The organism is Streptomyces sp. NBC_01381, assembly GCF_026340305.1.
Lineage (GTDB): Bacteria > Actinomycetota > Actinomycetes > Streptomycetales > Streptomycetaceae > Streptomyces.
Window position 1 is genome coordinate 2,437,419 of record NZ_JAPEPI010000001.1, and the last position, 25,335, is coordinate 2,462,753.

The following is a 25,335-nucleotide window of genomic DNA, read 5'->3' on the forward strand; positions in this document are numbered from 1 at the left end:
CTGTCACTCTGTCCGTGTCGCCTGAGGCGTATTCGACCGAACTGCTCAGGAGCCGAAACGTGGGGTCCATTCCGATGCAACGGGAGACCACTTTCCGTGCGTCCCTCCAGCCGGAGCACCGCCCCGGCCCGCCGGCGGTGGTGCGCACATCGCTGCCCGGCAACCCGATGGCGCCCGCCGCCGCGCGCAGGTTCGTGCGCGCGGCGCTCGCCGACTGGACCGAACTCGCCGTGCCCGCGGCCGCGGGCATCACCGACCGCCTCGCGGACGACTCGGTGCTCCTGGCGAGCGAACTCGTCACGAACGCCGTGGTGCACGCGGGCACCACCGTCGAGCTCCTGTGCCGGCTCGACGAGGCAGGCCTGGGCGAGAGCGCCGACGCCCTGGTCATCGAGGTCTCCGACCACCACCCCGCCCGCGCCGTCCGCAGCGAGCCCGTGCCCCAGCCGCCCGGCACCCCCGAGTACGGCAGGGGCCTGCAACTCGTCGCGACCCTCTCCGAGTCCTGGGGCATCACCTACCGCACCGGCACCAAGACCGTCTGGGCCCGCCTCCCCGTCGAGGGCGTACAGGCCGTCCAGGAGATCGAGTCGTACGCCAGTGAACAGGCCCTGCAGCGCGGGCTGCGCGCCGCCGAGATCCTCGCGCCGCTGCCGAAGCGGATCACGCACGACACGGAGTGGGTCAACCGCGGCGCGCTCACCTTCCTCGCCGAGGCCTCCGACCTGCTCGCCGGACAGTTCGACGAGGATCTGGTGGCGGCGCTCGCCGGGCAGCTCCTGGTGCCCCGGCTCGCCGACTGGTGCGCCGTCTGGCTCGACGACGAGACGGAGGCCGCCGGGCGCGGCGTCGGCGCCGGGGAGCCCGGCACCCGCCTCGCCCGCGTCTGGCACACCAGTGAGCAGCGCATAGAGGAACTGCGCCGCACCTTGGAGAAGGACCCGCCCCGGCTGTCCGACGCGGTCGGCTCCGGCGCGATCCCCGTGCCCTGGCCCGCCGAGGCGCTGCCCGGCGAGGAGGCCGGCACGGCGCTCGCCTACCGCCTGACCGCGGGCGGACGCGCGCTCGGCACGCTCGTCATCGGGCGGTCCGGAATGGTGCGCTTCGCCGACGAGGTCACCGGACTCATCGAGGACTTCAGCCGCCGCGTCGCCCTCGCCGTCAGCGCGGCCCGCCGCTACCAGCGACAGGCCAATATCAGCCAAGTCCTGCAGCGCGGCCTGCTGCCAGGTTCCGTGGCCGAAATTCCCGGCGTACAGAGCGGCATCGTCTACGAACCGCGGGACAAGGGCGGCCCCGGCGGCGACTTCTACGACGTGTTCCAGGCCGGCAAGGGACGCTGGTGCTTCGCGCTCGGCGACGTCCAGGGCAAGGGCGTCGAGGCGGCCGTCGTCATCGGCCTCGCCCGGCCCTGGCTGCGGCTGCTCGCCCGCGAGGGCTACCAGGTCGCGGAGGTCCTCGACCGCCTCAACCAGCTCCTCCTCGACGACGCGACGGAGGCGGCGGACGCGGCCGCCGCGGTGGTCGCGGTGGCGGGCGGCCAGGGCGTGCCGCCGGACGGCGCCACGTCCCGCTTCCTTTCCCTCCTCTACGGCGAGCTGGTGCCCGTCGAGGGAGGCGTCCGCTGCACCATCGCGAGCGCGGGACACCCGCTGCCCCTCCTGCTCTCCCCCGACGGGGACGTCCGGGGAGCGGCCACGCCCCAGCTCCTCCTCGGGGTCGTCGACGACGTGACGTACACGAGTGAGACCTTCGAATTACGGACCGGCGACACGCTCCTCTGCGTCACGGACGGCGTCACGGAGCGCCGCTCGGGCCGCCACATGTTCGACGACGAGGACGGCCTCGCGGCGGCGCTGGCCGGCTGCGCGGGGCTCGACGCCGGTCTGGTCGCGGAGCGGATCAAACGACTGGTGCACGAGTTCTCCGAGCGGCCGCCGGACGACGACATGGCGGTGCTTGTGCTGCAGGCGCAGTAGTCGCGTCAGGGCAGAACGAGGGCGGCTCGGGGATTCCCGGCGGTGCGGGACAATCGAAGGTATGCCTTCCGCACTGCCCGATGGTGAGCCCATGCCCGAGGACGGGACGCTGCCCGCGTCCGCCCTGCAGGGGGCGGGGGCCCGTCCGCTCGGCTTCTACCTCCACGTTCCGTACTGCGCCACGCGCTGCGGATACTGCGACTTCAACACGTACACGGCGACCGAGCTGCGCGGTTCCGGCGGCGTCCTCGCCTCGCGCGACAACTACGCGGACACGCTGATCGACGAGGTCCGCCTCGCCCGGAAGGTACTGGGCGACGACCCGCGCCCGGTGCGGACCGTGTTCGTGGGAGGGGGTACGCCGACGCTGCTGGCGGCGGGTGATCTTGTCCGCATGCTGGGTGCCGTACGGGATGAGTTCGGCCTCGCGGACGACGCGGAGATCACTACTGAGGCGAACCCGGAGTCGGTCGGGCCCGAGTACCTGGGCGAGCTCAGGGCCGGTGGCTTCAACCGCATCTCCTTCGGCATGCAGAGCGCGAAGCAGCACGTCCTGCAGGTGCTCGACCGTACGCACACGCCGGGCCGCCCCGAGGCGTGCGTGGCGGAGGCCCGTGCGGCGGGCTTCGACCACGTGAACCTGGACCTGATCTACGGCACCCCGGGGGAGTCCGACGCCGACTGGCGGGCCTCCCTCGACGCGGCGATCGGGGCGGGCCCCGACCACGTCAGTGCCTACGCGCTGATCGTGGAGGAAGGCACCCAGCTGGCGCGGCGGATCCGGCGCGGGGAGGTGCCGATGACGGACGACGACGTGCACGCGGACCGGTACCTGATCGCCGATGAGGTGCTCGGGGGCGCGGGATTCTCCTGGTACGAGGTGTCCAACTGGGCCACCTCGGAGGCGGGGCGGTGTCTGCACAACGAGTTGTACTGGCGGGGGGCCGACTGGTGGGGGGCCGGGCCGGGGGCCCACAGCCATGTCGGGGGTGTGCGGTGGTGGAACGTGAAGCATCCGGGGGCGTACGCGGGGGCGCTGGCTGCCGGGCGGTCGCCCGGGGCCGGGCGGGAGCTCCTCTCTGCGGAGGACCGCCGGGTGGAACGGATCCTGCTTGAGCTGCGGCTGCTTTCTGGGTGCCCTTTGTCTTTGCTCCGCCCTGCGGGTCGGGCGGCGGCGGGCCGGGCGTTGGAGGAGGGGCTGCTGGAGGCGGGGCCGTTCGGGGAGGGGCGGGCTGTGCTGACCCTGCGGGGGCGGTTGCTGGCGGATGGGGTGGTGCGGGATCTCGTCGACTGAGGGGTGCGCCGGCCGCGAGGTGGCCGTCGATCACCGGCTCCGCCGAGTTCGTCCTCAAACGCCGGACGGGCTGAAATACCTGCGGCCGGGAGCGAAGACCACAGGCTGGGCGGGCGGGCAACTGCCGGGTATCGGGTGGGTGGGCGGGAAAGCTTTCGCCGCGGAGCGGCGGTACGACGGCGCGGCCGACGACGGCGCGTCGGCGGGCTAGGGGGCCGTGACGAAGTCGATCAGTTCTTCCACCCGGCCCAGGAGTTCCGGCTCCAGATCCCGGTAGCTGCGTACCGAGCCCAGGATCCGCTGCCAGGCGGCGCCTGTATTGGGGGCCCAGCCCAGGGCATGGCAGACGCCCGTCTTCCAGTCCTGGCCCCGCGGCACCCGGGGCCACCCCGCGATGCCCACGGACCCCGGCTTCACCGCCTCCCACACGTCGATGTACGGGTGGCCGACGACCAGCGCGTGCGCGCTGCTCACGGACGCCGCGATACGGGACTCCTTCGAGCCGGGAACCAGGTGGTCCACCAGGACGCCGAGCCGCGCGTCCGGCCCTGGCGCGAACTCCGCGACGATCGCGGGCAGGTCGTCGATGCCCTCCAGGTACTCGACGACCACCCCCTCGATACGGAGATCGTCGCCCCAGACCCGCTCCACCAGCTCCGCGTCGTGGCGGCCCTCGACGTAGATCCGACCCGCGCGGGCGACCCGGGCCCGCGCTCCCGGCACCGCCACCGAACCGGAAGCGGTACGGGTGGGGCGTACCGGAGTGGAGGTGGCCGCCCTCACCAGCGTGACCGTACGGCCCTCCAGGGAGAAGCCGCCCGGCGTCATCGGGAAGACGCGGTGCTTGCCGAAGCGGTCCTCCAGGGTGACCGTCAGCCCCTCCGCGGTCTTCTCGCAGCGGATCACCGCCCCGCAGAAACCGGTGCTCAGCTCCTCCACCACGAGGCCCGCATCCGCGGCGACCTCCGGCACGGGCTTCGGCTTCTTCCACGGCGGGGTGAGGTCGGGGGAGTACTGGCGCATTCGGATGACGATAGGAAGAGGCGGCGCCCCACCGCCTACGACACGCCGAAGCGTGCCGCCAGTGTGGCCCGTTGCGCACGGACAAACTCCGCATTCACCACGGCTCCGTGCCCGGGGACGTACAACGCGTCCTCCCCGCCCAGGTCGAGGAGCCGGTCGAGCGCCGCCGGCCAGTGCTTGGGGACCGCGTCGGAACCCGCCTGCGGTTCGCCCGACTCCTCCACCAGATCGCCGCAGAAGACGATCTCGGGGGACGCTTCCGTGCCGGGGACGAGGACCGCCAGGTCGTGGCCCGAGTGGCCGGGGCCGACGTTCGCGAGCAGCACCTGCACCCCGCCGCCCAGGTCGAGCGTCCACTCCCCGCACACCAAGTGATGCGGGTGGACGAGGAGATCGGCCGCCTCGGCTGCGGCATCCAGCGGGACACCGTGCCGTACCGCTGAGTCCCGCAGCTCGTCGCGGCCCTTGGCGAGGAGCGAGTCCAGGCCCACCGCGCCGTACAGCTCAACCCCCGCGAACGCCGCCGCCCCGAGCACATGGTCGAAGTGCGGGTGGGTCAGGGCGAGATGGGTGACCCGGCGGCCGCCGCCCAGGATGGTGCGGGCCTGGGTCCGCAGCTCCGCGCCCTCCCGCAGCGTCGCGCCCGCCTCGATCATGAGGGCGGATTCGCCGCCGACGACGAGCCCCGCCGTGCAGTCCCACACCGGAAGGCGCCGCCGCCCGACATGCGGCGCAAGCCGCTCCCAACCCGCCTCGTCCCATGCCAGCGCCACGTCCATAAGCCGACGCTAGCCCCCGGCGGACCGGTTGGCAGCCGCTGCCTCGCCCGCTGTTCCGAACCGCGAGGTCCGGCCCTTGCCGGGCCCGTACCCGTCGGCCGTACACTGGGCGCGGTGAGGACTGGCACTCGCCCGAGGGGAGTGCCAGGCAGGGGCTCAGGGCAGACAAATGTCAGGGCGAAGCGGTGGACGAATCGGTGGAGGTGTGCGCGGATGCTCAGTGAACGCAGGCTCGAGGTGCTGCGCGCCATCGTCCACGACTATGTGGGGACGGAGGAGCCCGTCGGCTCCAAGGCCCTCACCGAACGGCACAGCCTCGGCGTCTCCCCGGCGACGGTCCGCAACGACATGGCGGCGCTGGAGGAGGAAGGGTTCATCGCCCAGCCTCATACGAGCGCGGGGCGCATCCCGACCGACAAGGGGTACCGCCTCTTCGTCGACCGGCTCGCCGGCGTCAAGCCGATGGCGGCGCCCGAGCGCAGGGCCATCCAGAACTTCCTCGACGGTGCCGTCGACCTCGATGACGTGGTCGCTCGTACGGTGCGTCTGCTCGCGCAGCTGACCCGGCAGGTCGCCGTCGTGCAGTACCCGTCCCTGACCCGCTCGACCGTCCGGCACGTGGAGCTGCTCTCGCTGGCCCCGGCCCGCCTGATGCTCGTACTGATCACGGACACCGGACGGGTCGAGCAGCGCATGATCGACTGTCCGGCGCCGTTCGGCGAGACCTCGCTCGCCGACCTGCGGGCGCGGCTCAACAGCCGGGTCGCGGGCCGTCGCTTCGCGGACGTGCCGCAGCTGGTGCAGGACATGACGGACTCCTTCGACGCGGAGGACCGGGGCACGGTGGCCACGGTGCTCTCCACGCTTCTCGAAACCCTCGTCGAGGAGACCGAGGAGCGGCTGATGATCGGCGGAACGGCCAATCTCACCCGCTTCGGACATGACTTTCCCCTCACCATCCGGCCCGTCCTCGAGGCCCTCGAGGAGCAGGTCGTACTCCTCAAGTTGCTTGGCGAGGCCACGGATTCGGGCATGACCGTACGGATCGGTCATGAGAACGCCCATGAGGGACTCAGCTCCACGTCCGTGGTCTCGGTCGGCTACGGTTCGGGCAGCGAGGCAGTAGCCAAACTCGGCGTGGTCGGACCGACACGCATGGACTATCCGGGAACGATGGGAGCAGTACGCGCAGTGGCACGTTACGTCGGACAGATCCTGGCGGAGTCGTAAGTGGCCACGGACTACTACGCCGTACTAGGCGTGCGCCGCGACGCTTCCCAGGACGAGATCAAGAAGGCCTTCCGGAGGCTGGCGCGTGAGCTTCACCCGGATGTGAATCCGGATCCGAAGACTCAGGAGCGCTTCAAGGAGATCAACGCCGCGTACGAGGTGTTGTCGGACCCGCAGAAGAAGCAGGTCTACGACCTCGGCGGCGACCCGCTGTCCCAGGCGGGCGGCGGCGGTGCCGGCGGCTTCGGGCAGGGCGGGTTCGGGAACTTCTCGGACATCATGGATGCCTTCTTCGGTACGGCGTCGCAGCGCGGACCGCGCTCGCGCACGCGCCGTGGCCAGGACGCCATGATCCGTCTGGAGATCGACCTCGACGAGGCCGCCTTCGGGACCACCAAGGACATTCAGGTCGACACGGCTGTCGTCTGTACGACCTGTAGTGGGGAGGGTGCCGCTCCCGGCACCTCCGCCCAGACGTGTGACATGTGCCGCGGTCGCGGTGAGGTGTCGCAGGTCACGCGGTCCTTCCTCGGCCAGGTCATGACCTCGCGGCCCTGCCCGCAGTGTCAGGGCTTCGGCACGGTCGTGCCCACGCCGTGCCCCGAGTGCGCCGGTGACGGCCGCATCCGGTCGCGGCGGACGCTCACCGTGAAGATCCCCGCGGGTGTCGACAACGGCACGCGGATCCAGCTCGCGGGCGAGGGCGAGGTCGGCCCCGGCGGCGGTCCCGCCGGTGACCTGTACGTCGAGATCCACGAGCTGCCGCACGCCGTGTTCCAGCGGCGCGGCGACGATCTGCACTGCACGGTGACGATCCCGATGACGGCGGCGGCGCTGGGCACGAAGGTGCCGCTGGAGACGCTTGACGGGCTCGAGGAGATCGACATCCGGCCCGGTACGCAGTCGGGGCAGTCCGTCCCGCTGCACGGGCGTGGCGTAACGCATCTGCGGGGCGGGGGCCGTGGCGATCTGATCGTCCACGTCGAGGTGCTCACGCCGACGAAGCTGGACGCGGAGCAGGAGCGGGTGCTGAGGGAGCTTTCGCAGCTCCGGGGCGAGGAGCGGCCTACCGGCCAATTCCAGCCTGGGCAGCAGGGGTTGTTCTCGCGCTTGAAGGATGCGTTCAACGGGCGGTAGCGCCTTGCTTTTGCCCCCGGCAGTGGATTGCTCCCTGCCGGGGGCACTTTGTCGTCTGCGGGTCGTTCTTGGTTGCTCGCGCAGTTCCCCGCGCCCCTTTCGGGGCGCTACAGCTAACGGAAGGGGCGATTCGGCCGCCCGCCCAGGGCATGGCACGATGCGTTCATGTCCACCGCGCTGACCGATCTCTGCCGCTACCCGATCGTGCAGGCCCCCATGGCGGGCGGTGCTTCCTGTCCGCAGCTCGCCGCCGCCGTGTCCGAGGCCGGGGGGCTCGGCTTCCTCGCCGCCGGGTACAAAACGGCCGACGGGATGTACCAGGAGATCAAACAGCTGCGGGGGCTCACCGCCCAGCCCTTCGGCGTGAATCTCTTCATGCCGCAGCCCGAGTACGCCGACACCGCGGCCGTCGAGGTGTACCGCAACCAGCTCGCGGGCGAGGCCAGCTGGTACGAGACGCAGCTCGGTGATCCGGACAGCGGCCGCGACGACGGCTACGACGCCAAGCTCGCCATTCTGATCGACGATCCCGTGCCGGTCGTCTCCTTCACCTTCGGGTGCCCCACCCGCGACGTCTTCGACGCCTTCGCCCGCGTCGGCACGATCACCGTCGCCACGGTCACCACCCCCGAAGAGGCACAGACCGCGCAGTGGTCCGGCGCCGACGCCGTCTGCGTACAGGGCGTCGAGGCCGGCGGCCACCAGGGCACGCACCGCGACAACCCCGAGACGGACGGCTCCGGGCTCGGCCTGCTCTCGCTCATCGCGCAGGTGCGCGAGACCGTGCAGATCCCCGTGGTCGCGGCCGGCGGCCTGATGCGAGGCGCGCAGATCGCCGCGGTGCTCGCGGCGGGTGCGGACGCGGCGCAGCTCGGCACGGCGTTCCTGGTCTGCCCCGAGTCGGGCGCGAACGTCCTGCACAAGCAGGCCATGACCAATCCGCTGTTCACCAGGACCGAACTGACCCGCGCCTTCTCCGGCCGCCCCGCCCGCGGCCTGGTCAACCGCTTCATGCGCGAGCACGGCCCGTACGCCCCCGCCGCCTACCCCCAGGTCCACCACCTCACCAGCGGACTGCGCAAGGCCGCCGCCAAGGCCGGTGACGCGCAGGGCATGGCGCTCTGGGCCGGGCAGGGGCACCGGATGGCACGGGAGCTGCCTGCCGGGCAGCTCGTGGAGGTCCTCGCGGCCGAACTGGCCGCCGCGAAGGCCGCGTTGGCGGCCGGCGGGCAGCAGGGGATCCAGCCCGGGGGCCAGGCATGACCGCCCCGGTCTTCGTCGTCGAGCACTTCGACGCGGGTGGCGAAGGACGCTACGTACTCGATGGTCCCGAAGGGCGGCACGCCGTCTCCGTGAAGCGGCTGAACCCCGGTGAGGAGCTTGTCCTCACCGACGGCGCCGGGCGATGGGCGGACTGCGTGGTCCTCGAAACCGAGGGCAAGGACCGGCTGATCGTGCGGATGGATGCCGTACGGGAAGAGGCTCCCGAGGAGCCCCGGATCACGGTCGTGCAGGCGCTGCCCAAGGGCGACCGCGGTGAACTCGCCGTGGAGACCATGACGGAGACCGGCGTCGACGCGATCGTGCCCTGGTCGGCGTCCCGCTGCATCACGCAGTGGAAGGGCGAGCGCGGGCTCAAGGCGCTCGGCAAGTGGCGGGCCACGGCGCGCGAGGCGGGCAAGCAGTCGCGCCGGGTGCGTTTCCCGGAGGTCGCGGACGCGGCGACGACCAAGCAGGTCGCGGCGCTGCTCGCGGAGGCGGACCTCGCCGCCGTCCTGCACGAGGAGGGCAGCGAACCCCTATCCACGGCGCAGCTTCCGGCGGCCGGGCACATCGTCCTCGTGGTCGGCCCCGAGGGCGGCGTCTCCCCGGACGAGCTCGCGGCCTTCGCCGCCGCGGGGGCGAAGCCGTACCGCCTGGGGCGTAGCGTGTTGCGAACATCGACCGCGGGGACGGCGGCGGCCGCACTGCTCCTCGGGCGCACGGGCCGCTGGTCCTGAACCCCCGCACAAGGCAGGGGGATGCCATGGAACTGGCCCAAGTGCGGCTGCTCGTATCGGACTTCAGCGCCTGCTACCACTTCTACGCCGACGTCCTCGGCCTCAAGCCGCAGTCGGGGGCGGTGGACGGACCGTACGAGAAATTCAGTCCGGCGATCGGCTCCGCGGGGATCGCTCTCCAGGACCGCTCGATGATGGCTCAACTCCTGGGCGAACTGCGGGGTCTCAAGGACCCGGAAGGGAACTTGGTGGAGCTGCAGGAGTGGCTGCTGCTGCGCGGCTGAGGGCACCCTCCAGCAGCGGCCAGCCGTCCACTTCTTGCCGGCCCGCGCCTTCGCCGGGCAGCAGTCCCCGTGCCGTCGCCTCGTCGACGAGCAGCCGGACGGATCCGGGCTCGTAGAGGTTGAGCCACTTCCGGTCGTCGTTCTCGGTCATGTCCACCAGCGATCCGTACTCCCAGGAGCCCTCGGAGATGACGCGACCGGGCCCCGCCCGGAACACGATCGCCGTACGGAACCGGCCGCCCTCGCGGTACAGGGACAGGACATGACGGCAGTCCGGGCCGCCGACGCCGGTGGCGCTGTCGTGGCGGTGCCGGAACGACCACAGGTAGGTGGTGCGGTCGTCGACGACAAGGCGCCGGAGCCTGCGGTCGTTTCCCATGCGGGGAGGCTACGACTGTTTCCCGGAGTGGACGCAAAGGGGTCTACCGTCAGGCGGCTTGTGGTGGCACTCTGCCGCCTATGGGGGCATTGAGGCGCTTACGGGATCGTGCGGTGGTCGTGCGCGGGCGGCGTCGGCGGGTGCTGTACGCCGTCGCGCTGGCGGGGGCCGCGGTGGTCGGGGGCGCCGCGTGCGATCCCGTCGACGGGGGCATGAACACCGCGTCCATCGCGATCACCACCGACGAGATGGCGACGAAGGAACTGGAGCGGCAGCACCTCGACGTGCTGTGGATCAGCTGCACCGCCCGTTTCAAGGACAAGGTCACCCCGTCCAGCGGGGATCGGGACCACGAGGCCGTCGCCCATGTCGACTGCCAGGGGCAGGCCAGGAAGGGCAAGGGGTCCGACGACACCAGTGACATCACCGTCAAGGGGACCGTCTGGTCCGTCGTCGACGGGCACTGCGTACGCGGGAACCTGACCGCCAAGGTCGACGGCAAGGAGTGGTTCCGGGTGGACGTGCTCGGCGACTGCTCCGGGGGTGACGACGGCAACGGCAATGGCGGCAACAACAACGGCGGCAACGACAACGGTGGCGGCGGTGACCACGGCGGTGACGAGCCGACCCAGGCCCCGACGTCCCATCAGCCGCCCGCGCCCACCGTCACGGTGACCGTCACGCCCGATCCGCCGCCCGCGACTCCCGCCCCGACGTGCTCGTGCTTCAAGGGCAAGTGATCCAAAACGCTGACCGGCTCCGCCGCACCTGCTTAGGCTGGCCGTGTGACACTGACTGGGCACCCTGCGTATCTTCGGTTTCCGCATCTGCGCGGCGAGTTGGTCGCCTTCACCGCTGAGGACGACGTCTGGGTCGCTCCCCTCGACGGCGGCCGGGCATGGCGCGTCAGCGCCGACAACATGCCGGTGAACCACCCCCGCATCTCCCCGGACGGCACGACCATCGCCTGGACGTCCACACGGGACGGCGCCCCCGAGGTGCATGTCGCCCCGGTCGACGGCGGATCCTCCAAGCGCCTCACGTACTGGGGGAGTTCGCGTACGTCGGTGCGGGGCTGGACCCCGGACGGGCAGGTCCTCGCGGTCAGCACGTACGGCCAGGCATCGCTGCGCCGCAGCTGGGCGCGGGCCGTCCCGCTGGACGGCGGGCCCGCCGACACGCTGCCGTACGGACTGGTCGGCGATGTCGCGCACGGCCCGCGGGACGGTCAAGTCCTGCTGCTCTCCGCGCCGATGGGGCGCGAGGCCGCCTGGTGGAAGCGGTACCGGGGCGGCACGGCGGGGAAGCTGTGGATCCGGCGTGGCGGCGCCGGTGACGAGGGCGGCGACGACCGCTTCGTACGCGTCCATGAAGAGCTCGACGGGAACATCGAGTACCCGCTGTGGGTGGGGGAGCGCATCGCCTTCCTCTCCGATCATGAGGGCGTCGGGGCCGTCTACTCCTCGCTGCCGGACGGGTCCGATCTGCGCAGGCATACGGGGGTCGACGGTTTCTACGCCCGGCATGCCGCCACCGACGGCACGCGTGTCGTCTACGCGTCCGCGGGTGAACTCTGGCTCCTGGACGACCTGGTGGACGCCGAGCCGCGCCGCATCGACATCCGCCTCGGCGGCCAGCGCACCGACCTCCAGCCGTTCCCCGTGAGCGCGGCGCGCTGGTTCGGCGCCGCCGCTCCCGACCACACCGGACGCGGCAGTGCCGTCTCCGTGCGCGGCGGCGTGCACTGGGTGACGCACCGCGAGGGTCCTGCCCGCGCCCTCGCCGTCGAGCACGGGGTGCGCGCACGGCTGCCGCGCACGTTCCGCGTCGACGGCGAGGAACACGTCGTCTGGGTGACGGACGCGGAGGGCGACGACGCGCTCCAGTTCGCGCCCGCCACGGGGCTCGCGCCGGGCGCCACGCCGCGCAGGATCGCCGCCGGGCAGCTGGGCCGGGTGCTCGGGCTCGCCGTGGCGCCCGACGGCAGCCGGGCCGCCGTCGCCTCGCACGACGGGCGTGTGCTGCTCGTCGAGCGGGAGAGCGGCGAGGTGCGCGAGGTCGACCGCGGGGAGCACGGCGACGCCACCGGTCTTGTCTTCTCGCCGGACTCGGCCTGGCTCGCCTGGTCGCACCCGGGGCCGCGTCCGCTGCGCCAGCTGAAGCTGGCGAACACGGCAGACCTCTCGGTGTCCGAGGCGACTCCGCTGCGATTCCGTGACTACGCACCCGCGTTCACCCTCGACGGGAAGCACCTGGCGTTCCTGTCCGCGCGCTCCTTCGACCCCGTCTACGACGAGCACGTCTTCGACCTCGCCTTCGTCGGCGGATCGCGGCCCTACCTGATCACGCTGGCCGCCACCACGCCATCGCCCTTCGGGCCGCAGCGTCACGGGCGGCCCTTCGAAGCGCCCGACAAGGACGAGACTCCGGACAGCGAGGGCGCTCCCGTCACCCGGATCGACCTCGACGGGCTCGCCGACCGCATCGTGCCCTTCCCCGTCGAAGCCGCCCGCTACTCCACGCTGCGGGCCGCCAAGGACGGCGTCCTGTGGCTGCGGCACCCCGTGCGCGGAGTCCTCGGCGCCTCCCGCGCCACCCCGTCCGATCCCGACCCGCAGACCGAGCTCGAACGCTACGACCTCGTACAGCAGCGCATCGAGGAACTGGCGTCGGATGCCGACCACTTCTCCGTCAGCGGGGACGGCAAGCGGGTGCTGCTGTGGGTCGACGGCAAGCTGAAGGTCGTGCCGAGCGACCGGCGCGCCTCCGGCGACGAGAACTCCGACTCCAACATCACCGTCGACCTCACCCGGGTCCGCCAGACCGTCGACCCCGCCGCCGAATGGCGCCAGATGTACGACGAGGCCGGGCGGCTCATGCGGGACAACTTCTGGCGGCCGGACCTGGGCGGGATCGACTGGGACGGCGTACTCGACCGCTACCGGCCGGTGCTCGACCGCGTCGCCACGCACGACGACCTCGTCGACCTGCTGTGGGAAGTCGCGGGAGAGCTCGGCACGTCGCATGCGTACGTCTTCGGGGGCGGGGCCTGGGGGACTCCCGCGGTGCGGCAGGGGCTGCTCGGGGCGGATGTCTCGCGGGGCACGGACGGTGCGTGGCGGATCGACCGGATCCTGCCCTCCGAGACGTCGGACCCCGCCGCCCGTTCGCCGCTCGCCGCTCCCGGGGTCGCGGTGCGGGCCGGCGACGCGCTGCTCGCCGTCGCGGGGCGGCCGGTCGATCCGGTGACGGGTCCTGGGCCCTTGCTCGTGGGTACGGCGGGCAAGCCCGTCGAGCTGACCGTGTCGCCCGCGGGGGGAGGCGATCCGCGGCACGCGGTGGTCGTCCCCGTCGATGACGAGGAGCCGTTGCGGTACCACGCGTGGGTCGTGGACCGGCGGGCGTACGTCCACGAGCGGTCCGGCGGGCGGCTCGGCTATCTCCACGTGCCGGACATGCAGGCCCCTGGCTGGGCGCAGATCCACCGGGACCTGCGGGTGGAGGTGGCCAGGGACGGCCTCGTGGTGGACGTACGCGAGAACCGTGGCGGGCACACGTCGCAGCTGGTCGTGGAGAAGCTCGCCCGGAAGATCGTGGGCTGGGACCTGCCGCGCGGCGCGCAGCCGTACAGCTACCCGGCGGACGCGCCCCGCGGGCCGGTCGTCGCCGTCGCCAACGAGTTCTCCGGTTCCGACGGGGACATCGTGAACGCGGCGATCAAGGCGTTGGGGATCGGGCCCGTGGTGGGGACGCGGACGTGGGGCGGGGTGATCGGCATCGACAGCCGGTACCGCCTGGTGGACGGGACGTTGGTGACGCAGCCGAAGTACGCGTTCTGGCTCGAGGGGTACGGGTGGGGCGTCGAGAACTACGGCGTGGACCCGGACGTGGAGGTGGTGACGACACCGGAGGACTACGCGTCCGGCGCGGACCCTCAACTGGACGAGGCAATTCGCTTGGCGCTGGCGGCACTGGAGACGACCCCGCCAAAGACGGCACCGGAGCTGCCGGGGACGTGAGCGAGCTGGACTTCCCTTGCTGTGGGCAGGCGTTCCGCAGGGCGGAACGTCTTTCCCGCCCACCCACCCGATTGCCCCGGGTAATCGGGCGGGCGGGCGGGAAAGGCCCGTTCCAGGCGGGACCGCGGGGCGCAGCCCAGCGCTGCCGGGGGCGTGGAGGCGGCCAGGCGTGGGCGCAGCCCGGATAGCATGCGGGGGGCATAGTGAATCAGCTCGGACCGGAGGCGCCCCATGGCGGGAGAACCGCAGGCAGACTGCCTGTTCTGCAAGATCGTCGCGGGTGACGTACCCGCGACCGTCGTGAAGGAGACGGAGACGACCGTCGCCTTCCGGGACATCAACCCGCAGGCCCCCACCCACATCCTGGTCATCCCCAAGGTGCACTACGCGGACGCCGCCGCCCTCGCCGCCGCCGACCCCGCCATCGCCGCCGACCTCCTCCGCGAGGCCGGCGACGTCGCCGCCGAGGAGAAGGCGGAGAGCTACCGCATCGTCTTCAACACCGGCTCCGGCGCGGGCCAGACCGTCTTCCACGCGCACGCCCACCTCCTCGGCGGACGCGGCCTCCAGTGGCCCCCGGGATAACGCACCTTGTCCGTACGCGAATTGGTGGTCCTCGGCACCGCGAGCCAGGTCCCCACCCGGCACCGCAACCACAACGGCTACGTCCTGCTCTGGGACGGGCAGGGAATCCTCTTCGACCCCGGCGAGGGCACGCAGCGGCAGATGCTGCGTGCCGGCATCGCCGCGCACGACCTGCACCGGATCTGTGTCACGCACTTCCACGGCGATCACTCGCTCGGTCTTCCCGGCGTCATCCAGCGGATCAATCTGGACCGGGTCCCGCATGACGTGACCGTCCATTTCCCGCGCTCGGGGCAGCACTTCTTCGACCGGCTGCGGTATGCCACCGCCTACCGCGAGTCGGTCGCGCTGATCGAGCAACCCGTCGACGGAAACGGGCAGTTGGCCGTCTCCTCCTCCTTCGCGCTCGACGCCGTCCGGCTCTCGCACCCCGTCGAGTCGTTCGGCTACCGCATCGCCGAGCCCGACGGCCGGCGGATGCGGCCCGAGCTGCTCGCCGCGCGGGGGATCACCGGTCCGGACGTGGGACTGCTGCAGCGCGAAGGCGTACTGCGGGGCGTCGCGCTCGACGAGGTGAGCACCGTGCGGCGGGGGCAGCGGTTCGCCTTCGTCATGGACACCCGGCTGTGTGACGGCGTCTACGCCCTCGCGGAAGGGTGCGACATGCTCGTCATCGAGTCGACCTTCCTGGATGAAGACGAGCAACTTGCCGTCGATCATGGGCACTTGACCGTGGGGCAGGCGACCCGTGTCGCCATGGAGTCCGGTGTCCGGCATCTCGTACTGACCCACTTCAGTCAGCGCTACCCCGACTCCCGCGTTTTCGAGCAGCAGGCCCGGGAGGCCGGGTTCGACGGTGAACTCACCGTCGCACAGGACCTGTTGCGTGTACCCCTGCCCAAACGAACCACCTGAGTGAGCCGCCGCCATGCCCCTTCCCAAAGCCGAACTCCACCTCCACATCGAGGGGACGCTCGAGCCTGAACTGGCCTTCGCCCTCGCCGCCCGGAACGGCGTCACCCTGCCGTACGCCGACTCCGAAGAGCTCCGCAAGGCCTATCTCTTCGATGATCTGCAGTCTTTTCTCGATCTGTACTACGGGTTGATGGCTGTCCTGCTGACCGAGCGGGACTTCGAGGAGCTCGCCGACGCCTATCTGGCGCGCGCCGCCCGGCAGGGCGTGCGGCACGCGGAGATCTTCTTCGACCCGCAGGCGCACATGGCGCGCGGCGTCGGCATCGGCACCGTGGTGGAGGGGCTCGGGCGCGCCCTGGACCGCAGCGAGGAGCGGCACGGGATCTCGACCCGGCTCATCATGTGCTTCCTGCGGGACCAGTCCGCCGAGTCCGCCCTGGAGACGCTGGACGCCGCCAAGCCCCACCTCCACCGGATCGTCGGCATCGGGCTCGACTCCGCCGAGGTCGGGAATCCGCCCGCCAAGTTCCGCGAGGTGTACGAGGCGGCCGCCGCGCTCGGTCTGCGCCGGGTCGCGCACGCGGGCGAGGAGGGGCCGCCCGCGTACATCACCGAGGCCCTGGACGTCCTGGGCGTCGAGCGCATCGACCACGGGCTGCGGTGCATGGAGGACCCGGCGCTCGTGGAGCGGCTCGTGCGGGAGCGGGTGCCGCTCACGCTCTGCCCGCTGTCCAACGTCCGGCTGCGCGCCATCGACGTACTCGAAGAGCACCCGCTGGCCCGGATGATGGACGCCGGCCTCCTGTGCACGGTCAACTCCGACGACCCCGCGTACTTCGGCGGCTATGTCGGCGACACCTTCCACGCCGTACGGGAAGCGCTCGGGATCGACCAGGAGCGGCTGCGGGAACTCGCGCGGAACTCGTTCGAGGCATCTTTCCTCGACAGGAGCGCGGAGGACGAGGCGCTGCGGGCGCGGTATCTCGCCGAGGTCGCCGATTATTCGTTCGACTGATCGTCAGGGGCGGAGCTACGGTTCACGCATGGATTCCATCGCTCAGCTCTACGGCTGACACGGCCCTCATAGGCCCGGGCGCCCCGCGATCAGCGGCTGCGCCGGGCCGTCGTGTCCTCGTCCGCAGCAGTTGAATCACACGAAGGAATCTCCATGCATCGTCCAACGTCCCGTCGCCCTGCCCATGTCGCCATGGTCGGCGTCCCGATGGTCAGCCATGTGCTGCCCAGTCTGGAGATCATCCGCGAGCTGGTGGCGCGCGGGCACCGGGTGACGTACGCGAACGACCCGGCGACCCGCGAGCTGATCGAGCCCACCGGTGCCGAACTCGTCCCCGTCACATCGGTGTTGCCCTTCAAGGACAACATCTGGCCCGAGGACCCGATCGCCGCGAGCGCCCTCTTCCTCGACGACGCGATCGCGGTGCTTCCGCGCCTGCGCTCGTTCTACGACGACGACCCCGCCGATCTGTATCTGTACGACATCGGCGCGTACGTCGCCCGTGCGCTGGCCGAGGGGCAGCGGCGGCCGTTCGTGCAGCTGTCGCCCACCTATGTGGCCTGGGACGGCTACCAGGAGGAGGTCGGGGCGCAGCTCCGGCAGCTGCCGGGTGCCGCCGAACTCGAGGCCCGGTTCGGGGAGTGGCTCGCGGGGAACGGGGCCACGACCCTGGACGTCGGCGCCTTCTCGGGTACGCCCGAGCGGGCCGTCGCGACGATCCCCCGGGCGATGCAGCTGTTCGCCGACCGGGTCGATCCGCGGCGGGTCAGCTTCGTCGGGCCCTGCTTCGGGGACCGGTCGGGGCAGGGGAGCTGGCAGCGGCCCGAGGGCGCCGAGAAGGTGCTGCTCGTGTCGCTGGGCTCCGCGTACACCCAGCAGCCCGAGTTCTACCGGCAGTGCGTGGCCGCGTTCGGCGGGCTCGCCGGGTGGCATGTGGTGCTGCAGATCGGCAAGCACGTGGATCCCGCGGAGCTGGGGGAGGTGCCGGGGAACGTTGAAGTGCGCTCGTGGGTACCGCAGTTGGCGATCCTGGAGCAGGCCGACGCGTTCGTCACGCATGCGGGCATGGGGAGCAGCAGCGAGGGTCTTTTCTGTGGGGTGCCGATGATCGCGGTGCCTCAGGGGGCCGAGCAGCCGCTCAACGCGGATCGCCTTGTGGAGCTGGGGGTCGCGTGGCGGATCGATACCGCCGATGCGACGGCTGACGCACTGCGGGCCGCTCTCCTCGAGCTGACTTCCGATGCCGATGTCGCCGGTCGGGTCGCCCGGCTGAAGGCGGAGGTGCGGGGCGAGGGCGGCACGGTCCGGGCCGCTGATCTCGTCGAGGCGGAGCTCGGAATCTCCTAGCCCCTCGAGGCGCACGGCACGGCATGGACGACTCCATGCCGTGCCACACCGAGTGGCCGAAAGCTCCGTCGGTTACGTTGCCTGCATGGTCGTACCCCTCAAACCCAGCGTCGACCCGCTCAAGGCGGCCCGCAGAGCCGGTGATCCGGACTGCGACGTCTACCTCACCGGCACGGTCTTCCTCGACATCATCTTCACCGGGCTCGACTCCGCGCCCGTGCGCGGGACCGAGTCCTGGGCGCGGGGGATGGGGTCGAGCCCCGGTGGCGTGGCCAACATGGCGACCGCGCTGGCCCGGCTCGGCCTGCGCACCTCGCTCGCGGCGGCGTTCGGCGACGACCACTACGGGGAGTACTGCTGGGACGCGCTCGAACAGGGCGAGGGCATCGACCTCACGCCGTCGCGCACCGTGCCCGGCTGGCACTCCCCGGTGACCGTGTCCATGGCGTACGAGGGTGAGCGGACCATGGTCAGCCACGGGCACGAGCCGCCGCCCGACGCCGATGCCCCGGACGGCGGCGCCCCGCACTGCCCGCCACGCGCGCGTGCCGCCGTCGCCGCCCTGACGCCCGGCACGCGCGCACCGTGGATCGCCCAGGCCGCCCGCAAGGGGACCCGGATCTTCGCCGACGTGGGGTGGGACGACACCGGGCGCTGGGATCTGGCGGGGCTCGCGGACCTGGAGCACTGCGAGGCCTTCCTGCCGAACGCGGAGGAGGCCATGCGGTACACGCGAACCCAGTGCCCGCGTGCCGCCGCGCGGGCACTGACCGAGCACGTTCCGCTCGTCGTGGTGACGCTGGGCGCCGAAGGGGCGTACGCCGTGGACGGGCGGACCGGCGAGACCGCCGAGGTCCCCGCGATCGCCGTCGAGGCGCTCGACCCCACGGGGGCCGGGGACGTGTTCGTGGCGGGCTTTGTGACCGGGACGCTCGCGGACTGGCCGCTGGCCGACCGGCTCGCCTTCGCGGGGCTCACGGCGGCGCTTTCAGTGCAGGAGTTCGGCGGGTCCCTGTCGGCGCCCGGGTGGGCGGAGGTCGCCGCGTGGTGGCGCACCGTGCGGGAGGTCGACGACCAGGACCCGGCGGCGCTGCACCGCTACGGCTTCCTGGAGGGCCTCATTCCCGAGGTGACCCGTCCGTGGCCGTTGCGGCGGGCGGTGCCGACGATCGGGTTCCGTTCGGCGTAAGGGCGGGGCAGGTCAGCCGGCCTGGAGCTGCGCCCGGACTTCCCCGTCGGGCCCCGCCAGGAACACCGGCGTCCCGGCCCCGCCAAGGTCCCGCACGGCGGAAAGGTCCTCCGCCGGCAGCTCCTCGGCACCGGAGACGACCGCAGCCGCCTCCAGGGACTCCGCGCCGGAGGCGACAGCCATGGCCACCGCCGTCCGCAGCGCGGAAAGCTCGAGCGAGGCGAGCGCGACGGTCCCGGCGACGTACGTACGCCCCGTCTCGTCCCGCACGGCGGCCCCCTCGGCCACTCCGTTCCGCGCCCGCGCCGAACGAGCCAGCGTCACGATCTTCCGGTCCTCAGCGCCCAGCGCGGTGCTCTCGGTCATGATCCGAGCATACGGAGCTACATCGCCACCGGAAACATGGACCCCCGCCGCCCCTCCGGCGACGCGAGCCACTCCAGCTTCGCCGCCGTCTCCGCCTCGTCCAGCGGCGTGTGAAGCACGATCGTCAGATCGGGCCGGGCCGGCACCCGCAGCGCCGTCGACTCGACGTGCAGCGAGCCCACCAGCGGATGCGTCAGCTCCTTGTGGACCTGCCCGGCCGGCTGGATGTCCCGCCGCTCCCACAGCTCGGTGAACTCACCGCCCGCCGAATCCCGCAGCTCGGCGAGGATCGCCTGGAAGCCCTCGTCGTCCGGGGACTCCGAGCACGACGCCCGGAACTGCGCGACGACCCGCGCCGCGTTCTCCTGCCAACTCACGCTCCGTGAGCGGTAGATGGGGTCCGTGAAGAAGTCGACGATGCAGTTCTGGGTGATCTCGGGGCGCATCCCGAAGACCATCCCGGCCGCGTCGTTGTACATGACGCAGTTGTAGTAGCGGTCCATGATGTGCGCCGGGTACGGCATCCATGTGTCGATCAGGCGCTGCATGCCGTGGCACATGTCCCGGTCGGCCTGCTCGACCTCCGGCGCGGGCGGGTTGAGGCCGGCGAGGACGTACAGATGCCGCCGCTCGGCGCTCGACAGCTTCAGGACGCGCGCCACGGAGTCCAGGACCTGCGGCGACACCGAGATGTCGCGGCCCTGCTCCAGCCACTGGTACCAGGACGCGCCGACCCCGGCGAGCACGGCGACCTCCTCACGGCGAAGACCCGGCGTACGCCGTCGCGCCCCGCCGTCCGGAAGCCCCGCCTCCGCGGGGCTGACCCGGGCCCGGCGGCTCATCAGGAACTCGCGCAGCTCACCGAGCCGCCTCGCCTTGGACGCGTCCTGCGGCCGTACCGCAGCCGCCTCGCTCGTCCCCGCCATGTACGGCTCCCCCCTGCCTGGTGTTCCGACCACCAGCATAAGTTCCAGCTCCCCACGGCTATTCCGGACACCGGAAGCTCATGGACATGGCGATCGACACCTCCACTCCCTCTTCCGCACCAGCCGCTCCCGCGGCGCCGCGGCAACCTCGGGCCCCCAAGCTCTCCACCCGCGACAGGCTCGTCCTCTTCGTGCTCTGCGCCGCCCAGTTCATGGTGGCGCTGGACTTCTCCGTGCTGAACGTGGCGCTGCCCGTCCTCGGCGCCGACCTCGGCATGAGCCAGTCCGCGCTGCAGTGGGCGGTGACCGCGTTCGCCCTGCCGTCCGGCGGCTTCCTGCTGCTGTTCGGCCGCACCGGCGACCTGTTCGGGCGGCGCAGGCTGTTCCTCGGCGGGCTCGCCCTGTTCGGCCTTGCCTCGCTGCTCGCGACGTTCGCCTGGGACCCGGCGTCGTTCCTCGCCGGGCGCGCGCTGCAGGGCGTGGCCGCGGCGGCGATCGTGCCGACCGGCATGTCCCTGCTGACCACGACCTTCCCCGAGGGCCCGCAGCGCGACCGGGCGCTCGGCATCTCCGGCACCCTGCTCTCGCTCGGCTTCACCATCGGCATGGTGCTCGGCGGCGTACTCACCGACACGCTCGGCTGGCGCTCCACGATGGGCCTGCTGACCCTCTTCGCGCTGATCGTGCTGCCGCTGGCGCCCCGCCTGCTGCCCGAGTCCCGCACCCCTGACCGCCCGCGCCTCGACATCCCGGGCGCGGTCACCGTCACCGGCGGTCTGCTCGCCCTGATCTACGCCCTGTCCACGGCCGCCGAGCGCGGCTTCGGCGGCACCGACGTCATCGTCACGCTCATCGGCGGCGTGCTGCTGCTCGCGGCCTTCGGCCGCATCGAGTCGCGCGCCGCGGCGCCGCTGGTCTCCCTGCCGATGCTGCGGCGGCGCACGGTGGCGTGGGGCAACCTGGGCGGTCTCGTCACCTTCTCGATGATGTCCGCCGTCATCTTCGTCCTCACGCTCTATCTGCAGGAGGTCCTGCGCCTCTCCGCCTCCCAGACCGGTCTCGTCTTCGGCGTGCAGGGCGTGCTCTCCGTGGTCGCCGGGATCTACGCGCCCAGGGTCATCAGCCGCTTCGGTGCGCACCGCACCCTCGTCGTCTCGCTGCTCGGCCAGGGCCTGTTCATCGCGTCGCTGCTCGGCATCGACGAAGGCACCTGGTCGGTCTGGCTCGCCACGGCGGGCGTCTCGATCGCCAGCATGTTCCATCTGGGCGCGATCATCTCGTACGGCGTGACGGTCACATCGGGCGTCCCGGACGAGGAACAGGGCCTGGCCACGGGCCTGGTCACCTCCACCCAGCAGGTGGGCATCACCGTCGGCATCCCGCTCCTCGGGGCCATCGCGACCACGGGCACGGATCTTCTGGCGGGGACGCGGACGGTGCTCCTGATCGACACGGCGGTGGTCCTGGCCACGGCGGCCCTGGTGGCCGCGGGTCTGCGCCGCACGGGCGCACGCGGCTAGGGGCGGTCGAGCCGGAGGCGCTCCGCCCGCGGGAGGCCCGCGACGACCAAGTCGTACGAGTCCTCGATGAGCTCCCGGACCTGCCGGTCCGGGAGCTCTCCGTCGACGGTCACCGTGTTCCAGTGCCGCTTGTTCATGTGCCAGCCCGGCACGATCTCGGGGTGCGCGGCCCGCAGTTGGACCGCCATGTCCGGTTCACACTTGAGGTTCACCTTGAGCGGCTGCGCGTCGAGGTGGCAGAGCGCGAACATCTTGCCGAGGACCTTGAAGACCGAGGTGTCGGGGTTGAACGGAAACTCCTCCACCGCCGCGTTGAACGACAGACAGAACGTACGCAGCTCCTGCGGCGTCACCCCGAAGTCCCCTCTCTCGCGCCACCCGGCACGACCGGCTCCACAAGCACCGTCACGATCTTGTTCCGCCGCCCCGCCGCGGACTCCGCGGTGAGCCGCAGCTCCCGCCCGTCCGGCAGCGGCACGATCGACGACGCGTCGGCGATCGGCACCCGGCCGAGCGCCTTGGCGAGCAGGCCGCCGACCGTCTCGACGTCCTCGTCGTCGAACTCGTCGAGCCCGAAGAGCTCGCCGAGGTCACCGATGTCGAGGCGCGCGGTGACGCGGTAGCAGCCGTCCGCGAGCTCCTCCACCGGCGGCAGTTCACGGTCGTACTCGTCGGTGATCTCGCCGACGATCTCCTCGAGGATGTCCTCGATGGTGACGATGCCCGCCGTGCCGCCGTACTCGTCGATGACGACGGCGACGTGATTGCGCTCCTGCTGCATCTCGCGCAGCAGATCGCCCGCGTTCTTCGTGTCCGGCACGAACGTGGCGGGGCGCATGGCCGTCGACACCAGTTCGTTCTCCGCGTCGCGGTTGATGTGCGTCTTGCGGGCCAGGTCCTTCAGATAGACCATGCCGACGACGTCGTCCTCGCTCTCGCCCGTCACCGGGATCCGCGAGAAACCGGACCGCAGCGCGAGCGTCAGCGCCTGCCGGATCGTCTTGAAGCGCTCGATGGCGACCAAGTCGGTCCGGGGCACCATCACTTCGCGTACGAGGGTGTCGCCGAGCTCGAAGACGGAGTGCACCATGCGGCGCTCCTCGTCCTCGATGAGGGACTCCTTCTCCGCGAGGTCGACCATCGCCCGCAGCTCGGCCTCGGAGGCGAACGGGCCGCGCCTGAAGCCCTTTCCGGGTGTGAGCGCGTTGCCGATGAGGATCAGGAGCGGCGGGATCGGCCCCATGACGCGGGCCAGCGGCAGCAGGACGTACGCGGCCGCCGTCGCCGTGTTCAGCGGGTGCTGACGCCCGATGGTGCGCGGCGACACCCCCACGGCGACGTACGACACCAGGACCATCACCGCGATGGCGACGGCGAGCGCCTGCCAGGTCTCGGGGAACTCCTTCAGGCAGGCGTACGTCACCAGGGACGCCGCGGCCATCTCGCAGGCGACGCGCACGAGCAGTGCCACATTGAGATAGCGGGTGGGATCGGCGGCGACCTGCGCGAGCTTGGCGCTGCCGCGCCGCCCGGAACGGACCGCCTCCTCCGCCCGGAAGCTGGAGACGCGGGCGATGCCCGCCTCGGCGCAGGCCGCGAGCCAGGCCACGACGACCAGGGCGACGGCGCCCGCGATCAGTTGAGGACTCATGACGGCGTCGGCGGCCCTAGGAGACGGTGGGCGCGGGAGACGGCCCGGTCAGGCCGTGCTCGGCGCGCCAGCCGTCGACGATGGCCGCCTGGAGACCGAACATCTCCGCCTTCTCGTCCGGCTCCTCATGGTCGTACCCGAGGAGGTGAAGCACTCCATGGACGGTGAGCAACTGCAGCTCCTCGTCCATCGAGTGCTCCGTCTCCGCTTCCTTGCCCTGCCTGAGCGCGACCTCGGGGCAGAGCACGATGTCGCCGAGGAGGCCCTGCGGCGGCTCCTCCTCGTCCTTGGCGGGCGGGCGCAGCTCGTCCATCGGGAACGACATCACGTCCGTCGGCCCCGGCAGGTCCATCCACTGGATGTGCAGCTGCTCCATGGCGTCGGCGTCCACGACGATCACCGAGAGCTCGGAGAGCGGGTGGATGCGCATCCGCGCGAGTGCGTAGCGGGCGATGTCGAGGATCGCCTGCTCATCGACCTCGGTCCCGGATTCGTTGTTGACGTCGATCGACATGGTGCGGTTTCCGCTACTTCCCGTGTTTCTTGTTCTGCTGACGCTGCTGGCTGTCGTCGTACTTCTCGTACGCGTCGACGATACGGCCGACCAGCTTGTGCCGTACGACATCGCTGGAGGTGAGCCGCGAGAAGTGCACGTCGTCGAGGCCCTCCAGGATGTCCTGCACCTGGCGCAGACCCGACTTGGTGCCGTTGGGCAGGTCGACCTGCGTGACATCGCCCGTGACCACGATCTTCGAGTCGAAGCCGAGGCGGGTCAGGAACATCTTCATCTGCTCGGCGCTGGTGTTCTGCGCCTCGTCGAGGATGATGAAGGCGTCATTCAGGGTCCTGCCCCTCATGTATGCGAGGGGGGCGACCTCGATGGTCCCGGCCGCCATCAACCGTGGAATCGAGTCCGGGTCCAGCATGTCGTGCAGGGCGTCGTAGAGCGGCCGCAGATACGGGTCGATCTTTTCGTAGAGCGTGCCCGGCAGGAAGCCGAGCCGCTCGCCGGCCTCGACGGCCGGGCGGGTCAGGATGATGCGGTTGACCTGCTTGGACTGCAGGGCCTGCACGGCCTTGGCCATGGCCAGGTAGGTCTTGCCGGTGCCCGCGGGGCCGATGCCGAAGACGATGGTGTGCTTGTCGATGGCGTCGACATAGCGCTTCTGGTTGAGGGTCTTGGGGCGGATGGTGCGGCCCCGGGACGAGAGGATGTTCTGCGTGAGGACCTCGGCCGGGGTCTCCTGGCCGTCGCCTTCTCCTGCCTCGTCCGCCCTGAGCATGGCGATCGAGCGTTCCACTGCGTCCTCCGTCATCGGCTGACCGGTGCGGAGCACCAGCATCATCTCGTCGAACAGGCGCTGGATGAGGGCGACTTCATGGGCGTCACCGACCGCGCTGATCTCATTGCCCCGGACATGGATGTCGGCCGCCGGGAAGGCCTTCTCGATCACGCGCAACAGGGCGTCTCCGGAGCCGAGCACCGTCACCATGGGATGGTTCGCCGGGACGGTGAAGTGGGCTCGGGACTGCCCCTGGGCAGGGGTACGAGCTGTGGGTGTCTGAGTCATGGGCCGGCTCTAGGGCCTGCTCATCCTCCTCATGCGGGGCTTGGTGGCCGCTCGACAGCCTTGCACTGCCAAGAGTACGACGCACCACTGTCACCGCCGCAGTGCTTTTCCACTCCCGGCGCGGGT

Annotated in this window: 24 protein-coding genes; 15 read left to right on the forward strand and 9 right to left on the reverse strand. The window is 71.3% G+C overall.

Annotated features, from left to right (window positions below; all coding sequences use genetic code 11):
• Positions 1-59: 59 nt before the first annotated feature.
• Together OG453_RS11510 and hemW are read left to right on the forward strand one after the other, a co-directional pair.
• Positions 60-1,979 carry a SpoIIE family protein phosphatase gene (locus OG453_RS11510; RefSeq protein ID WP_266867071.1) on the forward strand — a complete coding sequence of 640 codons (1,920 nt, stop codon included), beginning with the start codon at positions 60-62 and terminating at the stop codon, positions 1,977-1,979.
• Positions 1,980-2,040: 61 nt separating this feature from the next.
• Positions 2,041-3,273: a radical SAM family heme chaperone HemW gene (hemW, locus tag OG453_RS11515; protein WP_266867073.1), complete on the forward strand. Its 1,233-nt coding sequence runs from the start codon at positions 2,041-2,043 to the stop codon at positions 3,271-3,273.
• Positions 3,274-3,480: 207 nt separating this feature from the next.
• Here hemW and OG453_RS11520 read toward each other — a convergent pair whose 3' ends face one another.
• Positions 3,481-4,296 carry a DUF3097 domain-containing protein gene (locus OG453_RS11520; protein WP_266867075.1) on the reverse strand — a complete coding sequence of 272 codons (816 nt, stop codon included), beginning with the start codon at positions 4,294-4,296 and terminating at the stop codon, positions 3,481-3,483.
• A gap of 35 nt (positions 4,297-4,331) precedes the next feature.
• Entirely contained in the window at positions 4,332-5,075 is a 744-nt protein-coding gene (locus OG453_RS11525; RefSeq protein WP_266867077.1) for an MBL fold metallo-hydrolase, read from the reverse strand.
• A gap of 213 nt (positions 5,076-5,288) precedes the next feature.
• On the opposite strand from OG453_RS11525, the gene hrcA reads away from it, so the two are divergent.
• The 5 genes from hrcA to OG453_RS11550 all read left to right on the forward strand — a co-directional run bounded on the left by hrcA (position 5,289) and on the right by OG453_RS11550 (position 9,726).
• Positions 5,289-6,305 (forward strand): heat-inducible transcriptional repressor HrcA, encoded by a 1,017-nt coding sequence (gene hrcA / locus OG453_RS11530; RefSeq protein WP_135335328.1) that lies wholly within the window; start codon positions 5,289-5,291, stop codon positions 6,303-6,305.
• Entirely contained in the window at positions 6,306-7,442 is a 1,137-nt protein-coding gene (gene dnaJ, locus OG453_RS11535; protein ID WP_266867083.1) for a molecular chaperone DnaJ, read from the forward strand.
• Positions 7,443-7,607: 165 nt separating this feature from the next.
• Positions 7,608-8,705, forward strand: a complete 1,098-nt coding sequence (locus OG453_RS11540) for a nitronate monooxygenase (protein ID WP_266867085.1) — start codon at positions 7,608-7,610, stop codon at positions 8,703-8,705.
• On the forward strand, positions 8,702-9,442 hold the full coding sequence (locus OG453_RS11545; protein WP_266867087.1) for a 16S rRNA (uracil(1498)-N(3))-methyltransferase: 741 nt from the start codon (positions 8,702-8,704) through the stop codon (positions 9,440-9,442). The genes OG453_RS11540 and OG453_RS11545 overlap by 4 nt, the downstream gene beginning before the upstream one ends.
• 26 nt (positions 9,443-9,468) lie before the next feature.
• Positions 9,469-9,726: a hypothetical protein gene (locus tag OG453_RS11550; RefSeq protein WP_266867089.1), complete on the forward strand. Its 258-nt coding sequence runs from the start codon at positions 9,469-9,471 to the stop codon at positions 9,724-9,726.
• Here OG453_RS11550 and OG453_RS11555 read toward each other — a convergent pair.
• Positions 9,668-10,105, reverse strand: coding sequence for a hypothetical protein (locus tag OG453_RS11555; protein WP_266867091.1), 438 nt, complete (start codon positions 10,103-10,105; stop codon positions 9,668-9,670). The two genes, OG453_RS11550 and OG453_RS11555, sit on opposite strands and share 59 nt — an antisense overlap.
• A 119-nt stretch (positions 10,106-10,224) precedes the next feature.
• Between OG453_RS11555 and OG453_RS11560 the strand changes: the two genes are divergently transcribed.
• From OG453_RS11560 to OG453_RS11590, 7 genes are all read left to right on the forward strand, one after another.
• Positions 10,225-10,845: a hypothetical protein gene (locus OG453_RS11560; RefSeq protein WP_266867093.1), complete on the forward strand. Its 621-nt coding sequence runs from the start codon at positions 10,225-10,227 to the stop codon at positions 10,843-10,845.
• A 51-nt stretch (positions 10,846-10,896) separates the two neighbouring features.
• A complete protein-coding gene (locus tag OG453_RS11565; RefSeq protein WP_266869811.1) occupies positions 10,897-14,124 on the forward strand; it encodes a S41 family peptidase in 3,228 nt (1,075 codons plus the stop codon).
• A 231-nt stretch (positions 14,125-14,355) separates the two neighbouring features.
• Positions 14,356-14,709, forward strand: coding sequence for a histidine triad nucleotide-binding protein (locus OG453_RS11570; protein ID WP_266867095.1), 354 nt, complete (start codon positions 14,356-14,358; stop codon positions 14,707-14,709).
• Between the two features lie 6 nt (positions 14,710-14,715).
• Positions 14,716-15,624, forward strand: coding sequence for a ribonuclease Z (locus OG453_RS11575; RefSeq protein WP_266867097.1), 909 nt, complete (start codon positions 14,716-14,718; stop codon positions 15,622-15,624).
• A 13-nt stretch (positions 15,625-15,637) separates the two neighbouring features.
• On the forward strand, positions 15,638-16,639 hold the full coding sequence (locus OG453_RS11580; protein ID WP_266867099.1) for an adenosine deaminase: 1,002 nt from the start codon (positions 15,638-15,640) through the stop codon (positions 16,637-16,639).
• A gap of 153 nt (positions 16,640-16,792) precedes the next feature.
• On the forward strand, positions 16,793-17,986 hold the full coding sequence (locus OG453_RS11585) for a macrolide family glycosyltransferase (protein ID WP_266867101.1): 1,194 nt from the start codon (positions 16,793-16,795) through the stop codon (positions 17,984-17,986).
• 85 nt (positions 17,987-18,071) lie between these two features.
• A complete protein-coding gene (locus tag OG453_RS11590) occupies positions 18,072-19,175 on the forward strand; it encodes a carbohydrate kinase family protein (protein ID WP_266867103.1) in 1,104 nt (367 codons plus the stop codon).
• Between the two features lie 12 nt (positions 19,176-19,187).
• Here the strand turns inward: OG453_RS11590 and OG453_RS11595 are convergent, their stop codons facing one another.
• Both OG453_RS11595 and OG453_RS11600 read right to left on the reverse strand, forming a co-directional pair.
• A complete protein-coding gene (locus OG453_RS11595; RefSeq protein WP_266867104.1) occupies positions 19,188-19,541 on the reverse strand; it encodes a cytidine deaminase in 354 nt (117 codons plus the stop codon).
• 17 nt (positions 19,542-19,558) lie between these two features.
• A complete protein-coding gene (locus OG453_RS11600; RefSeq protein WP_266869812.1) occupies positions 19,559-20,383 on the reverse strand; it encodes a helix-turn-helix transcriptional regulator in 825 nt (274 codons plus the stop codon).
• Between the two features lie 170 nt (positions 20,384-20,553).
• Between OG453_RS11600 and OG453_RS11605 the strand changes: the two genes are divergently transcribed.
• A complete protein-coding gene (locus OG453_RS11605) occupies positions 20,554-21,987 on the forward strand; it encodes an MFS transporter (protein ID WP_266867106.1) in 1,434 nt (477 codons plus the stop codon).
• On the opposite strand, the gene OG453_RS11610 is transcribed toward OG453_RS11605, so the two are convergent.
• Genes OG453_RS11610 through OG453_RS11625 form a run of 4 tightly spaced genes read right to left on the reverse strand, consistent with a single transcriptional unit; the run spans position 21,984 to position 25,209 of the window.
• Positions 21,984-22,340, reverse strand: a complete 357-nt coding sequence (locus OG453_RS11610; protein WP_266867108.1) for an MmcQ/YjbR family DNA-binding protein — start codon at positions 22,338-22,340, stop codon at positions 21,984-21,986. The genes OG453_RS11605 and OG453_RS11610 overlap by 4 nt on opposite strands.
• Positions 22,337-23,638, reverse strand: a complete 1,302-nt coding sequence (locus OG453_RS11615; RefSeq protein WP_266867110.1) for a hemolysin family protein — start codon at positions 23,636-23,638, stop codon at positions 22,337-22,339. The genes OG453_RS11610 and OG453_RS11615 overlap by 4 nt, the downstream gene beginning before the upstream one ends.
• Before the next feature lie 16 nt (positions 23,639-23,654).
• A complete protein-coding gene (ybeY, locus tag OG453_RS11620; protein ID WP_266867112.1) occupies positions 23,655-24,152 on the reverse strand; it encodes an rRNA maturation RNase YbeY in 498 nt (165 codons plus the stop codon).
• Between the two features lie 13 nt (positions 24,153-24,165).
• Entirely contained in the window at positions 24,166-25,209 is a 1,044-nt protein-coding gene (locus tag OG453_RS11625) for a PhoH family protein (RefSeq protein WP_266867114.1), read from the reverse strand.
• Between the last annotated feature and the right edge of the window lie 126 nt (positions 25,210-25,335).

Coding starts and splice junctions, on each gene's coding strand:
- hrcA (WP_135335328.1), top strand. CDS start 5,289: ATGCTCAGTGAACGCAGGCTCGAGGTGCTGCGCGCCATCGTCCACGAC.
- OG453_RS11555 (WP_266867091.1), bottom strand. CDS start 10,105: ATGGGAAACGACCGCAGGCTCCGGCGCCTTGTCGTCGACGACCGCACC.
- OG453_RS11540 (WP_266867085.1), top strand. CDS start 7,608: ATGTCCACCGCGCTGACCGATCTCTGCCGCTACCCGATCGTGCAGGCC.
- OG453_RS11615 (WP_266867110.1), bottom strand. CDS start 23,638: ATGAGTCCTCAACTGATCGCGGGCGCCGTCGCCCTGGTCGTCGTGGCC.
- OG453_RS11545 (WP_266867087.1), top strand. CDS start 8,702: ATGACCGCCCCGGTCTTCGTCGTCGAGCACTTCGACGCGGGTGGCGAA.
- OG453_RS11580 (WP_266867099.1), top strand. CDS start 15,638: ATGCCCCTTCCCAAAGCCGAACTCCACCTCCACATCGAGGGGACGCTC.
- OG453_RS11520 (WP_266867075.1), bottom strand. CDS start 4,296: ATGCGCCAGTACTCCCCCGACCTCACCCCGCCGTGGAAGAAGCCGAAG.
- OG453_RS11595 (WP_266867104.1), bottom strand. CDS start 19,541: ATGACCGAGAGCACCGCGCTGGGCGCTGAGGACCGGAAGATCGTGACG.
- OG453_RS11570 (WP_266867095.1), top strand. CDS start 14,356: ATGGCGGGAGAACCGCAGGCAGACTGCCTGTTCTGCAAGATCGTCGCG.
- OG453_RS11625 (WP_266867114.1), bottom strand. CDS start 25,209: ATGACTCAGACACCCACAGCTCGTACCCCTGCCCAGGGGCAGTCCCGA.
- OG453_RS11550 (WP_266867089.1), top strand. CDS start 9,469: ATGGAACTGGCCCAAGTGCGGCTGCTCGTATCGGACTTCAGCGCCTGC.
- OG453_RS11525 (WP_266867077.1), bottom strand. CDS start 5,075: ATGGACGTGGCGCTGGCATGGGACGAGGCGGGTTGGGAGCGGCTTGCG.
- OG453_RS11585 (WP_266867101.1), top strand. CDS start 16,793: ATGCATCGTCCAACGTCCCGTCGCCCTGCCCATGTCGCCATGGTCGGC.
- OG453_RS11600 (WP_266869812.1), bottom strand. CDS start 20,383: ATGAGCCGCCGGGCCCGGGTCAGCCCCGCGGAGGCGGGGCTTCCGGAC.
- OG453_RS11605 (WP_266867106.1), top strand. CDS start 20,554: ATGGCGATCGACACCTCCACTCCCTCTTCCGCACCAGCCGCTCCCGCG.
- OG453_RS11590 (WP_266867103.1), top strand. CDS start 18,072: ATGGTCGTACCCCTCAAACCCAGCGTCGACCCGCTCAAGGCGGCCCGC.
- hemW (WP_266867073.1), top strand. CDS start 2,041: ATGCCTTCCGCACTGCCCGATGGTGAGCCCATGCCCGAGGACGGGACG.
- ybeY (WP_266867112.1), bottom strand. CDS start 24,152: ATGTCGATCGACGTCAACAACGAATCCGGGACCGAGGTCGATGAGCAG.